This window comes from Chryseobacterium gambrini (assembly GCF_900156825.1).
In the GTDB taxonomy this organism is placed as follows: Bacteria; Bacteroidota; Bacteroidia; order Flavobacteriales; family Weeksellaceae; genus Chryseobacterium; species Chryseobacterium gambrini.
The window spans coordinates 356,256-368,074 of the sequence record NZ_FTOV01000002.1 but is presented as its reverse complement, the minus strand read 5'-3'; the positions used below and the strand labels follow the sequence as shown (position 1 = coordinate 368,074).

14 protein-coding genes and 1 tRNA gene are annotated in these 11,819 nt (G+C 35.0%); 6 read left to right on the top strand and 9 right to left on the bottom strand.

The features are described from left to right. The first annotated feature begins 170 nt into the window (after nt 1-170). A complete protein-coding gene (htpG, locus tag BW951_RS05270; protein ID WP_076390819.1) occupies nt 171-2,063 on the top strand; it encodes a molecular chaperone HtpG in 1,893 nt (630 codons plus the stop codon). Nucleotides 2,064-2,160: 97 nt separating this feature from the next. Here the strand turns inward: htpG and BW951_RS05265 are convergent, their stop codons facing one another. Further along, entirely contained in the window at nt 2,161-2,964 is an 804-nt protein-coding gene (locus tag BW951_RS05265; RefSeq protein WP_076390818.1) for an alpha/beta hydrolase family protein, read from the bottom strand. A gap of 102 nt (nt 2,965-3,066) precedes the next feature. Then, nucleotides 3,067-3,363 carry an MGMT family protein gene (locus tag BW951_RS05260; protein ID WP_076390817.1) on the bottom strand — a complete coding sequence of 99 codons (297 nt, stop codon included), beginning with the start codon at nt 3,361-3,363 and terminating at the stop codon, nt 3,067-3,069. A 59-nt stretch (nt 3,364-3,422) separates the two neighbouring features. Here BW951_RS05260 and BW951_RS22660 point away from each other — a divergent pair, with 59 nt between their 5' ends. Then, entirely contained in the window at nt 3,423-3,569 is a 147-nt protein-coding gene (locus tag BW951_RS22660; RefSeq protein ID WP_175608788.1) for a hypothetical protein, read from the top strand. 13 nt (nt 3,570-3,582) lie between these two features. Here BW951_RS22660 and BW951_RS05250 read toward each other — a convergent pair whose 3' ends face one another. The 3 genes from BW951_RS05250 to BW951_RS05240 form a co-directional block, all read right to left on the bottom strand. Then, a complete protein-coding gene (locus BW951_RS05250) occupies nt 3,583-4,674 on the bottom strand; it encodes an acyltransferase family protein (protein WP_076390815.1) in 1,092 nt (363 codons plus the stop codon). 265 nt (nt 4,675-4,939) lie between these two features. Beyond that, nucleotides 4,940-5,914: a deoxyhypusine synthase family protein gene (locus tag BW951_RS05245; RefSeq protein WP_029295769.1), complete on the bottom strand. Its 975-nt coding sequence runs from the start codon at nt 5,912-5,914 to the stop codon at nt 4,940-4,942. Nucleotides 5,915-5,941: 27 nt separating this feature from the next. Continuing rightward, nucleotides 5,942-6,586 (bottom strand): hypothetical protein, encoded by a 645-nt coding sequence (locus BW951_RS05240; protein WP_076390814.1) that lies wholly within the window; start codon nt 6,584-6,586, stop codon nt 5,942-5,944. A gap of 392 nt (nt 6,587-6,978) precedes the next feature. Here BW951_RS05240 and BW951_RS05235 point away from each other — a divergent pair, with 392 nt between their 5' ends. The 3 genes from BW951_RS05235 to BW951_RS05225 are packed head-to-tail and all read left to right on the top strand — an operon-like array spanning nt 6,979 to nt 9,274. Continuing rightward, nucleotides 6,979-7,701: a hypothetical protein gene (locus BW951_RS05235; RefSeq protein WP_076390813.1), complete on the top strand. Its 723-nt coding sequence runs from the start codon at nt 6,979-6,981 to the stop codon at nt 7,699-7,701. A 5-nt stretch (nt 7,702-7,706) separates the two neighbouring features. After that, nucleotides 7,707-8,462 carry a hypothetical protein gene (locus BW951_RS05230; protein WP_076390812.1) on the top strand — a complete coding sequence of 252 codons (756 nt, stop codon included), beginning with the start codon at nt 7,707-7,709 and terminating at the stop codon, nt 8,460-8,462. An 8-nt stretch (nt 8,463-8,470) separates the two neighbouring features. Further along, nucleotides 8,471-9,274: a hypothetical protein gene (locus tag BW951_RS05225; protein WP_076390811.1), complete on the top strand. Its 804-nt coding sequence runs from the start codon at nt 8,471-8,473 to the stop codon at nt 9,272-9,274. A 7-nt stretch (nt 9,275-9,281) separates the two neighbouring features. Here BW951_RS05225 and arfB read toward each other — a convergent pair whose 3' ends face one another. The 3 genes from arfB to BW951_RS05210 are packed head-to-tail and all read right to left on the bottom strand — an operon-like array spanning nt 9,282 to nt 11,158. Next, the gene (gene arfB, locus BW951_RS05220) at nt 9,282-9,674 is read right to left on the bottom strand and encodes an alternative ribosome rescue aminoacyl-tRNA hydrolase ArfB (RefSeq protein ID WP_076390810.1); all 393 of its coding nucleotides are present in this window, start codon (nt 9,672-9,674) and stop codon (nt 9,282-9,284) included. Continuing rightward, a complete protein-coding gene (locus BW951_RS05215; protein WP_076390809.1) occupies nt 9,675-10,136 on the bottom strand; it encodes a hypothetical protein in 462 nt (153 codons plus the stop codon). Further along, nucleotides 10,133-11,158 carry an AMP-binding protein gene (locus BW951_RS05210; protein ID WP_076390808.1) on the bottom strand — a complete coding sequence of 342 codons (1,026 nt, stop codon included), beginning with the start codon at nt 11,156-11,158 and terminating at the stop codon, nt 10,133-10,135. The genes BW951_RS05215 and BW951_RS05210 overlap by 4 nt, the downstream gene beginning before the upstream one ends. Nucleotides 11,159-11,258: 100 nt before the next feature. On the opposite strand from BW951_RS05210, the gene BW951_RS05205 reads away from it, so the two are divergent. Beyond that, nucleotides 11,259-11,329 (top strand) — tRNA-Gln (locus tag BW951_RS05205). Between the two features lie 159 nt (nt 11,330-11,488). Here BW951_RS05205 and BW951_RS05200 read toward each other — a convergent pair. Further along, nucleotides 11,489-11,779: a helix-turn-helix domain-containing protein gene (locus BW951_RS05200; protein WP_076390807.1), complete on the bottom strand. Its 291-nt coding sequence runs from the start codon at nt 11,777-11,779 to the stop codon at nt 11,489-11,491. Nucleotides 11,780-11,819 lie beyond the last annotated feature (40 nt).

The following is an 11,819-nucleotide window of genomic DNA, read 5'->3' as shown; positions in this document are numbered from 1 at the left end:
TGCTTAAAAGTCTAAATATTCCAATAAATGCTTTACAAATTGTCTTTATGATTTTTGTAGTTGAATTTAAATTCACTTAAAAGAAATTCTGAAAAAATGTCAAAATGTCACTTTCCTGAAAACGGTATTTTTTTTGAGAAAGTATAGAAAATTAAAAAACCAAAATTATTATGACTAAAGGAAATATTAATGTATCTGTGGAAAATATTTTCCCGCTTATTAAAAAATTTCTTTACAGTGACCACGAAATATTCTTAAGAGAGTTAATTTCCAACGCAACGGATGCTACGTTAAAGCTAAAACATTTAACAGGCATTGGTGAAGCAAAAGTGGAATACGGAAATCCGAAGATTGAAGTAAAAGTAGATAAAGAAAACAAAAAACTTCACATCATCGATCAGGGAATCGGGATGACGGGTGAAGAAGTTGAAAAATACATCAATCAGGTTGCTTTTTCGGGTGCTGAAGAATTTCTGGAAAAATACAAAGACACCGCAAAAGATTCAGGAATTATCGGACATTTCGGACTCGGATTTTACTCTGCCTTTATGGTTGCAGAAAAAGTAGAAATTCTTACCAAATCTTACAAAGATGAACCTGCAGTTCGTTGGATCTGCGACGGAAGCCCTGAATTTACTTTAGAAGAAACTACGGATAAAACAGACAGAGGAACTGAAATTATTCTTCACATTGCAGAAGATTCTACAGAGTTTCTGGAAGAAGGAAAGATCCGTGAACTGTTGTTGAAGTATAACAAATTTATGCCTGTTCCAATTAAATTCGGGACAAAAACACATACACTTCCTTTACCGGAAGATGCTCCTGAAGATGCGGTTGCAGAAACAGAAGAAGTTGACAATATTATCAACAATCCGACTCCGGCATGGACTATTGCACCAAGCGAACTGACGAATGAAGATTATATGAAGTTCTACCACGAATTGTATCCCATGCAGTTTGAGGAACCTTTGTTTAACATTCACCTCAATGTAGATTATCCGTTCAATTTAACGGGGATTTTATTCTTCCCGAAACTGAACAATAATTTAAATATTGAAAAAGATAAGATTCAGTTATACCAGAATCAGGTTTTCGTAACCGATGAAGTGAAAGGAATCGTACCGGATTTCTTAATGCTTCTGCGCGGCGTGATCGATTCTCCGGATATTCCACTGAACGTTTCCCGTTCTTATCTTCAGGCTGATGGAGCCGTGAAGAAAATTTCATCATACATCACGAAAAAAGTTGCCGACAAAATGGCATCTTTAATTAACGAAAACCGTGAAGATTATGAGAAAAAATGGAACGACATTAAAGTAGTGATCGAATACGGAATCGTTACCGAAGAAAAATTTGCAGAAAAAGCTGATAAATTCACTCTTTATCCAACCACTGACGGAAAATATTTCCTTTGGAATGAACTGGAAGAAAAGATCAAGCCTACTCAAACGGATAAAGACGGAAAACTGGTCGTTCTTTATGCTTCTAATGCAGATGAACAGCACTCTTACATCCAGTCTGCAAAAGATAAAGGATACGAAGTTCTTCTTTTAGATTCTCCGATTATTCCTCACGTTATCCAAAAACTGGAAACATCCAAAGATAAAATTTCTTTTGCAAGAGTAGACGCAGATCACATCAATAATCTGATTAAAAAAGATGAACCTGTTATTTCAAAATTAACGGAGACTGAAAAGGAATCGTTAAAGAAAAACGTTGAAGAATCTATTAATGATACTAAATTTACCGTTCAGCTTGAAGATTTAGACAGCAGTGATGCGCCTTTTACCATTACTCAACCTGAATTTATGAGAAGAATGAAAGATATGCAGGCAACCGGAGGCGGCGGAATGTTCGGAATGGGAGGATTCCCGGAAATGTATAATCTGGTGGTAAATTCCAACAGCGAACTTGCGGGTCAGATTTTAAAAACGGAAAATACAGAGGAAAAGTCAGATCTGATTAAATATGCTCTGGATCTTGCCAAACTTTCGCAGAATTTATTGAAAGGAAAAGAGCTTACCGACTTCATCCAGAGAAGTTATAAGCAACTGGAAAAGTAAATTGACTATTTTTTTATGGAATCCGGCGGAGCTTTGCTCCGCCGGATTCTTTGTTCGGTTTCGGTTTCGGCGGCTTCGCCGCCGAAACCGAAAACTCTTATTTATTCAGCATCTTATCAATAGCCGAAACAATTTTTTCAGCCTGAGTATTCATGGCTTCCAGATGATTTCCGGAATATTCCAAAAACTCTTTTGGCAAAGAAGCCTTGATATAATTCTCAAATCCTTCCGAATAAGGAACCTCTTTATCTTCTTTACTGTGGATAAAAAGTTTGGGAAGTCCTTCTGTATCCTGTAAATCTTCTTTGGCAGAATACGGCGAAACAACGTATTGGGAAATCACTTCCTTAAGTTCAGGTTTGTAATACATCGCAATATCTGTGAAAGAAGAAAGGCTTCCGTCCATCACCAGTCCTGCAATTTTAGTTTTATTATTTCGGGCTAAATGGGCAGCAATCTGCGATCCCATGGAAGCTCCGTACAGAATAATTTTTGTATTGGCAATGTCGGGTCTTTGAATCATCGCATTAAAGAAAATCTGCCCATCTGATGCGATATTAACGTGAGTCGGTTTCCCTGTTGATTTTCCATACCCACGGAAATCTACCATGACCACCTGAAAATTATTTTCAACCAAAGGTTTCGTCATGAATAAATAGGTCGTAACATTTCCTCCTGCTCCGTGAAAGAATAAAACCGTCCCTTTTGCTTTTCCCGATTTTGGCTTTAAAATAATTCCTGTAATCGTATCGTTTTTTACAGGAAGAGAAAAATTTTCATATGTGAGGTCTTCTACAGGGCGAAGTACCTTACTTGGCTGATAAAAATTATCATCCATCTGCGCTTTGGAAAAGCAAACTGTTAATAAGAAAAGTGCGGAAAGTAAAATTTTTGTTTTCATTGTTTAATTTTTATGAAGCAAAACTAAACGTTAAACATATTTTACCCTAAAAAAACAGACTCAGCCGTAATTTTTCTCTGCTGAATAGTAATTATTCTCTTCTTACAGCTCTTCCAGAGGATTCCAGAACAGGTTTTTGAAATTTTTAATCCGGAAATTTTCCACAGTAATCCCTTCTGCTTCCAGTCTTTCCTGAAATTCCGGAACTGATAAACTTCCTGAACTTGAAATCACACGATGCGCAGGAACATCTTTAGGACAACCTCCCATTGCTTTTCCAACGTGGCGGGAATGATTGGGATAGCCCACTGCTTTGGCAATTGCTCCGTAACTCGTCACTCTGCCTTTCGGAACTAACTTAGTGATTTCCCAAACCTGCTTTTTAAATATTTCGTCCATTTTTGTTTTGCATTATTTTTGAATTGACCATTGAAATTCAATCTGTAAAATATAAAGTTATGAAAAAATCGTTTTTCCGCTTTTTGAATACAATAAATAAGGCAATTTTACCCAAATTAAGTGATAAAGATCCAAGCAAACTGACAAAAATTCAGAAAGGAATTCTTGCCTACCGTTATTTTGTACTGATAAATTCGATGGATTAGACCGAGAAAAGTTTTATTTAATTTTAGCAATTAATTTTCTGCATTTTTCATAGAGAGGTTTCTCAATCAGCAGATAAATAATGATTGAACAAATCCACAACAGGACAAAATTTCTGTCGGGAAGATAAATGTAGGATTTGAGTTTCATATTGAAATAACTCAAATGGATCAGGTAAAACACAAATGAGGCATTTCCCAGAAGAATCAATAGTTTTGAAGAAAGAAACTTTGAAATCCATGTTTTTTCAGACATCAGTCCCCAAAAGAAAATAATGATCGCGATTGGAAGCAAAAATTCGTGAATCAGTCTTCCTTCCCATCGCTCTACTCCATGAACAAAGTTATTCCGGGCAAAAAATGCAATGGCAATAGTTAAAAGAATAATTGAAACACCGCCCATTAAAGTAGACCGTTTTAATTTTTTTAAAAACTGAATACCTTTCTCTTTCTTCATTAAATAAGCCAGCAACATTCCGAAGAAAAACTCAGAACTTCTTCCGAAAAACGTGCTTCCTGTCATGAATTTCAGAGGATATAAAAAGCCTTCTGGATTTCCATTATATTCATGCAGACCATAACCGATTCCCCAACCTACAAGAAAAAATCCGGCTAAAAAAAGAATACAGTAGCTCCAGTTTTTTTTAAGCAAAAGAAATAAAAACGGAGCGAGAAGATAAAAGAAAAATTCTACCGTAAGCGACCAAGCCTGAACGATTCCTGAGACAGAGTATTTTTCAAATAAAGAGTAAAAAAGCGAATACTGTAAGAAATATGTATCTACATCTTTAGAATATTTTACATCCAGAAAAAAAGCGCTCAGTAAAATCCAGTACAGCGGAAAAATTCTGGCGATCCGCAGTAAAATGTATTTTAAATAAGATTTTTTGGATTCCAGAGGTTTTTCTTCGTAACGGTAAGCGAGTAAAAAGCCACTAAGAACAAAGAAAACGGTTACTCCAATGTGCCACTCGCTGATGAAACGCATGATTTCAAACGGCAGATCATTACGCCAGTATTTACGGTTATGATATACAAATACCATAATCGCTGCAACAGCGCGCATTCCTGTTAAAGCATCGAATTTATTTTTCTGAAAAGCTTCCAATTAGAATAAATATATTTTAGTGTATCGATTTTCTGAACACGAAGTTCACAGAGTTTTTATTTTTATCTATAACTATTTTTGTTTCACAAATCCGCTTCGCTTATAAAAAGATGAAAAGATCTTAAACCAAAACTCTTTGATCTTAATAGAAGAGTGTTTCTGTGAATTTTAAAAATGTATTTCTAAAAAAATTATGAGTTATGTTTACTTAAAAAAATAAAAGGCTTACAAAATAAGCCTTTTATGTAAATTTATATTATTCTGATTAAGAATTTTCTAAAATATAAGAGAACATTAATGGTGCACAAATGGTTGCATCACTTTCAACGATAAATTTCGGTGTAGTAATATCCAGTTTACCCCAGGTAATTTTCTCGTTCGGAACTGCTCCCGAATAAGAACCGTAAGAAGTCGTTGAATCTGAAATCTGACAGAAGTAAGACCAGAACGGAATGTCATGCATTTCCATATCCTGATACAGCATCGGAACCACACAGATCGGGAAATCTCCGGCAATACCTCCTCCAATCTGAAAGAATCCCACTCCTTTTCCTGATGAATTTTTAGTGTACCAGTCTGCTAAATAAGCCATATATTCGATCCCTGATTTCATCGTAGAGAATTTAAGTTCTCCTTTGATGCAGTAAGATGCGAAAATATTACCCATTGTAGAATCTTCCCATCCCGGAACTACAATCGGCAAATTTTTCTCCGCCGCTGCGATCATCCATGAGTTTTCTCTCGGAATTTCATAATACTGTTCCAAAACTCCGGAAAGGATCATTTTGTACATGTATTCGTGCGGGAAATATCTTTCTCCTTTATTATCTGCATCTTTCCAGATTTCATAGATATGTTTCTGTAATCTTCTGAAAGCTTCTTCTTCAGGAATACACGTATCTGTAACCCTGTTCAGACCTCTTTCCAAAAGATCCCACTCTTCCTGTGGCGTAAGATCTCTGTAGTGAGGAACTCTTTCATAGTGAGAATGCGCTACAAGATTCATTAAATCTTCTTCAAGGTTTGCCCCTGTACAAGAAATGAAATCTACTTTATCCTGACGGATCATCTCTGCAAGAATTTTCCCCAACTCCGCAGTAGACATTGCTCCGGCAAGAGTAATCATCATTTTTCCGCCATCCTTAAGATGTGCAACATATCCCTTAGAAGCATCCACCAATGCAGCTGCGTTGAAGTGCAGGTAGTATTTTTCTATGAACTCAGTTATCGGTTTGCTCATTTTTTATAATTTTTGCAAAGATAAAACTTAAAAACGGAATGTAGCGGCTGCACTTAAAGAAAGTCTCGTTAAACCTTCTTTTTGGTCTTCTCCGAATTCTACCGACTGTCCGTTAAAGCTCATTTTGCTAAGGGTTCCTCCGGAAAGTCCGATTTTCGGACCGATTAAAAAGTTCTTGCTTACTTCATACTGATAGGCAAGATCCAGTTCCGCCCCGAATGTTGTTCCTTTTCCTTTTACCGTTCCTGTTTTTGTCGTATAAGTCATTGCTCCTAAAGCGACATCCATAAACAGTTTGTGCTTTGTTTCGTGAGCATCATTGGTTAGGGTAAGTTCAGGACCATAAAAATTAATCTGGTCTTTTGTACTTACATTTGCCGAAACAATATTTCCCGTATTGTCTGCCACACTTAATCTTCCGCTTGTAGAAGCACTGTAGTTGGAATATTTAAAACCGATAAGAAGTCCTCTTTTCACTTCGTAGCGCAATGCAACGTCGAAATTAAGACCGCTTTTAATTCCTTTAATGTATTCTTTCTGATCTCTTGGAATGTTGTCCGGAGTTTTTGCCAGTCGCCACGCATAACCTACCGATGGAGAAATAGAAACTTTTTGTGCAAAAGAGAATACTGATATTGAGAATAATCCCAATGCGAATAGTTTTTTGATCATTAGTTTAAAAAATTATTTAATATTTAAAAATTGGAGATCTCTAAATTACTTTCTGAAAATTTGCCGCAATATATAAAGAAAACCACAAACCTAAAAGGTTATAAAATGAAATATCTTTCTTTTTAATTCTATGCATTGAATATTAAAAATTTGCAAAAAAAACCAATGCCACTGTACTATTACAAGAATTATGAATATTTCTACAATAATTGAAAAAACAAAATAAATCATCTATCATAAAAATTTATTTAACAATTTTTCAATAAAATAATCATTATTATCAATTTTTTAACTTAATTTTGAACGGTTCAATTAACAACGAACTAAAATAATTTAATACCGTTATCCGTTACCATTTGAAATTTTGTATAAAATTTTAAAAACTAATAAGAATGAAAAAAAACATACTTTCAGGATGTGTTGCCTTGTTTTTTTCTTTGCCGTTCTATGCGCAAGTAGGCATCAATACAAAAAACCCTGCAGCCACACTGCATATAGAAGCTTCTTCTTCAGCAAGTCCTACAGGCAAAGACGGAATTATAGTACCCAAAGTACAAAATCTTCCTTCCGTAAATCCTTCAAGACTGGGACAATTTATTTTTTTAGAAAACAATGCTACACTTGCCGACGGATTTTATTACTGGGATGGCTCCAGTTGGGTTTCATTTCCCGAATCCATCGACAGAAACGCAGACAATACCATATATTCTTTTGACGGACAAGGCTATACAGGAACGGCATTATCAAGAAATATTAATTTTTCGAGGTATATAAAAGCCACTACAGACGGGTTTACATTAAACAACAATACGATTACAGTGGGAAAAGCGGGATTGTATCTTATTTCTTTTACAGGAAACAGTAAGAAACCTTCCGGAGCGGAAGAGCATGCCAATTTTACTTTTTCAGTTCTGGTAAACGGAGTTCAGGCGTCTTCTGTTCAGACTTCGATGGCTGCAGAATCCACAGCTTCCGTAAGTACTGCTTTTTCATTTTTAAGAAGATTAAATGTGGGGGATAATTTAACAGCCACCGTAACAAAGTCGAACGAAGGCCCCAATAATTATCAGGCATTCGGAATTAATAATCTGACTTTATTTTTTATACAAAACTAAGAATCATGAAAAAAACACTGCTTCAATCTCTTTTTCTTTTTGCCGGAATATTTATAAAATCGCAGATAGGAATCAATAACACCAATCCTAAAGCTAGTTTACATCTTGATGCTAAAAATAAAATACTACCTGAGTCTACAGTTGGTTTGGGAGTTCCGGTAGTAGATAAGTTTCCCACGGCATCGCCTTCCTCCAACCAGGACGGAATGTTAATCTATCTTCGAAATACAACAGATTCTAATTTGGAGGGATTTTATTATTGGGATCATGCGAAAAGCAATTGGGAATATATCATGGATCTTAAAGCTGCCGGACTGGATGTTTCCAAAACTATTGCTTCCGGAAGTTCTTTTTCTCCGAATAATATGAGCGGAAACGGTGTGCAGTCCAGAACAATTCCTCTGACCACAATCAACAGTCTGGATCCCAGTTTCAGTCTTAGCAACGGAGGTCTGAAAATCGGGAAAACAGCAAGTTATTATATTTTTCTTACAGGAGGCGTTTATAAAGATGCTGTAAATAATGTGAATGAATACATCACAGAGATTTTAATTAACGGAGTTTCCAATACGCAGCTTACCTCAACCAATACAGCTCCGGGAGGAGATACCGTTGGAAGATCTTCTACTTTTTATATTGCAACCATTTTTCCTTTAAATAAGGATGATGTTTTAACTGTAAAAACAACAAGAACTACAACTGCCGCCAATACTGTAAGTGTTGATACTCCATATACTTTAACCATCATTAATTTAAACTAAGCAACACCATGAATAAGCTCTCCATATTTTTTTTCGCCCTTGCATTTTTATGTACAGGTAAAGTAACGGCTCAGATAGGAATCAATAATCTGGCTCCCAAATCCACACTGGATGTTAAGCCCGACAATCAGGCAAATCCTTCGGGTATTTCCGGTGTTATTATCCCGAGAGTAAATGCCTTAAATACAACGGATGTTAAAGAAAAAGGTCTTATGGTTTTTCTGAATTCTGCCGACACTGCCCAAAAAGGATTTTACTGGTGGAACGGAACAGAATGGAAACGATTTTTGTCTTTAAGCAGGGTTTCCAGCAACAAATCTATTTTGTATGCCACAACAAAAAATACCTTCAAAGAAGGAAATATGAACGAGTTGGGTTCTTCCAACGACAGAACTTTAGATTTTGAAGATTTCACCACCAATGATGCTTCTAATTTTGAGATTAACACTTCCGGAGAACTTGTGGTAAAAAAAGCAGGATATTATCATATACAGGCAGCTTCGTTCATCAAAAAAAACAATGGAAACGATCTTAAAAGAGAACAGCTTGATATGAAAATCTATGTAAACGGAGTAACTGCATCCGCCAATAATCCCGTAAATTTTGATCTTGAAGGAACAAAAAGTTTTCCGATTGGCTTATATTCCATTGCGATAAATGCTACCGGTGTTTTGAAACTGAATGCGAACGACCGTTTATCAATGAAAATCATCAGAACGTACAGAGACACCGATCAGACAGGGAATCTGGTGATCATCCCGGATCAGAATACGAAATCCAATGTTACTTTACGATATATGGGAAATTTTTAGAACTGAATTAATATTTAAACTTCCGATTCTCTTTTTTATCTGATAATTTCTTTTTTGTGTCTAATCTTTTTTGCTTCTGTGCTTTTGAAGGTTTTGTAGCAAGACGTTTTTTGGGTACAACCAAAGCTTTATTCACGATTTCAAGGATCTTATCCATCGCTTTATTTTTATTGGCAAGCTGCGTTCTGCTTTCTGAAACAGTTAAAAATAAAAATCCTTCTGCGTTAATTCTGTTCTTCAGTTTTTCCTGAATAAGATTTTTCTGAAATTCATTGAAAAATCCTGATTCCTGAACATTCCAAAGAACCGTTACGGAAGTTTCCACCTTATTCACATTCTGTCCTCCTGCGCCGCTGCTGCGGGAAGTCTTATAGCTTAATTCTTTGTTAAAATCTTTCATTTAAAATTTTAATTTTGAATGTTCTTTTATATAATTGAGCTCTCTGTCCACAAAAGACAAATCGCTTCTTAAATTATTCACCGTATCTTTTTTAATAATCAAAAAACTTCTTTTATTGGAGTCTATAATTATTGAATCTCCACGTTCCACATCATGCACACAAGCCCAAGAATATATTTCACAATTCCTGCCATTAATTGCATAGGGATAAGTATTTTTCCTGAAAGGATTAAAATAATGTGCTGTACTTTTAAAACTTTTCAGATAAATGATATTAAAACAATGATTACCAGAATCGCTTATATCATCAATTATTCCTTTTATAACAATATTATTTTGGAATAAAGGCTCTTCATACTGATCCTGTTTTTCAGCTTCTCTCACACTCCATTGAAAATAAAACATCGAACCGGTAAGAAAAATGACAAAAATAACAGCAATTTTTATCAATTGTCTCTTCATAAAATCAATTTTAAAAGTTCTTTTCTCGATATTTTTCCATTGGGCGTTCTCGGAATTTTTTCAACAAAAATAATTTCTTTCGGTTTGTGAAAACTTTTTTCAAACTGAATTTCTCTTACTTTTTTAATTAAATCGTCCGATTTTTCGCCTTCAAGTACTGCAATTAATTTCTGTCCCAGACTTACATCATCAATTCCTAAGAAAACCACTTCATTCGGAATTTCTTTTTTTACCAGAGCTTCCAGTTGTTCAGGGAAAATTTTTGCACCTCCTGAATTTATCACATTGTCAATTCTCCCGAGAAATTTAAACTGTTTTCCATTTTTAATTTCAACTAAATCATTCGTTTGAAGGATGTCGGGATTTAATTTTGGAGCATAAATTGTCAGGCAGTTTCTTTCGTCCAAAGATATTTCTACATTTTCAAAAACCATAAAATACTCTTCAGATTCAGGTAAAATCTGTTTTAATCCAATGTGAGAAAGGGTCTCAGACATTCCGTAGGTTTCGAAAATATAGGTTTCAGAGTCTGAAGTTTTCAGAGCTTCCTGCATTTTCTTTTTCAGATCTTCAGAAACGGCAGCTCCGCCAATGATGAGATTTTTAATCAGGTACAGTTTATCTAAAGAATTTTCCACCTGAAGCGGAGTCATCGCACAGAAATCGATTTTCCGGTCTAACGTTTCTACAGGTTTTACAGAAGGATCAGCAACAATTAATTTTAATTTCCTCATCATCGAACGAACGACCATCATTTTCCCTGAAATATATTCGACCGGAAGACAGATTAACGCCGTATCTCCTTCTTTCAATCCCAAAAAATCGCAGGTCATCTCTGCGGAATTCATCATTCTGCTTTTTTCAATATCAAAAACTTTGGGAGTTCCTGTAGAACCGGAAGTCTGTACTTTTACCGTATCAGAATCTGAAAACCATTCGTTCAGAAAATTCTTCACCCTGATTTCGAATTCCGTTTCAAAGGATAATTGATTAATATTGAGATTCTTGAAGTCTATCAGCATAATTTCCGTGAATAAAATATACAGTAAATTTAAAAAAAAGTTTAAAATTTTCTTGTATGTAATAAAAAAAGCTGTAAATTTGCACCACTAAAACAAACAGAGACTCATGGTGTAGCGGTAACACTACTGATTTTGGTTCAGTCATCTGGGGTTCGAATCCCTGTGAGTCTACAAAAACCATCCTTTTTAAGGGTGGTTTTTTGTTTCTTTTTTTCAGAATTTCAGCTTCGTTATTTTTAATAAATTTTTATTTTCTCCGTTTTTAATTTATTTAAAAATAAAAGACTGCCTCAAAAAAAGCAGCCTTTCCGATTTTATATCTAACAATATTTATAAATATTCTTTAGGAACTTCAATTCCGTTCTTTTTCATATATTCTACCAGATCATTATACTTATCCTCAAAACCATTACCGCATTTATCTGAAATACTGCAAATATCAGAAGGTTTAATTTCTAAAATATCAGAAATTTTGGTAAGGATTTCCAGATTAATCTTCACTTTGGAATTTTCGATATCAGAATAGGCTTTTTGAGAAATTCCCATCTCAAAAGCCATATATTCCTGAGTAAAATCTTTACTTCGTCTTATTTTCCTGATATTTTGTCCGCATATTTTCATCTCTCTTGGTTTTAGTAGTTTTCGGTATATTTTAGAAGTA

Excerpts from the sequence above, each read along its gene's own strand:
- htpG (WP_076390819.1), top strand. The coding sequence starts at position 171 with ATGACTAAAGGAAATATTAATGTATCTGTGGAAAATATTTTCCCGCTT.
- BW951_RS05265 (WP_076390818.1), bottom strand. The coding sequence starts at position 2,964 with ATGAAAACAAAAATTTTACTTTCCGCACTTTTCTTATTAACAGTTTGC.
- BW951_RS05260 (WP_076390817.1), bottom strand. The coding sequence starts at position 3,363 with ATGGACGAAATATTTAAAAAGCAGGTTTGGGAAATCACTAAGTTAGTT.
- BW951_RS22660 (WP_175608788.1), top strand. The coding sequence starts at position 3,423 with ATGAAAAAATCGTTTTTCCGCTTTTTGAATACAATAAATAAGGCAATT.
- BW951_RS05245 (WP_029295769.1), bottom strand. The coding sequence starts at position 5,914 with ATGAGCAAACCGATAACTGAGTTCATAGAAAAATACTACCTGCACTTC.
- BW951_RS05240 (WP_076390814.1), bottom strand. The coding sequence starts at position 6,586 with ATGATCAAAAAACTATTCGCATTGGGATTATTCTCAATATCAGTATTC.
- BW951_RS05235 (WP_076390813.1), top strand. The coding sequence starts at position 6,979 with ATGAAAAAAAACATACTTTCAGGATGTGTTGCCTTGTTTTTTTCTTTG.
- BW951_RS05230 (WP_076390812.1), top strand. The coding sequence starts at position 7,707 with ATGAAAAAAACACTGCTTCAATCTCTTTTTCTTTTTGCCGGAATATTT.
- BW951_RS05225 (WP_076390811.1), top strand. The coding sequence starts at position 8,471 with ATGAATAAGCTCTCCATATTTTTTTTCGCCCTTGCATTTTTATGTACA.
- arfB (WP_076390810.1), bottom strand. The coding sequence starts at position 9,674 with ATGAAAGATTTTAACAAAGAATTAAGCTATAAGACTTCCCGCAGCAGC.
- BW951_RS05215 (WP_076390809.1), bottom strand. The coding sequence starts at position 10,136 with ATGAAGAGACAATTGATAAAAATTGCTGTTATTTTTGTCATTTTTCTT.
- BW951_RS05210 (WP_076390808.1), bottom strand. The coding sequence starts at position 11,158 with ATGCTGATAGACTTCAAGAATCTCAATATTAATCAATTATCCTTTGAA.
- BW951_RS05200 (WP_076390807.1), bottom strand. The coding sequence starts at position 11,779 with ATGAAAATATGCGGACAAAATATCAGGAAAATAAGACGAAGTAAAGAT.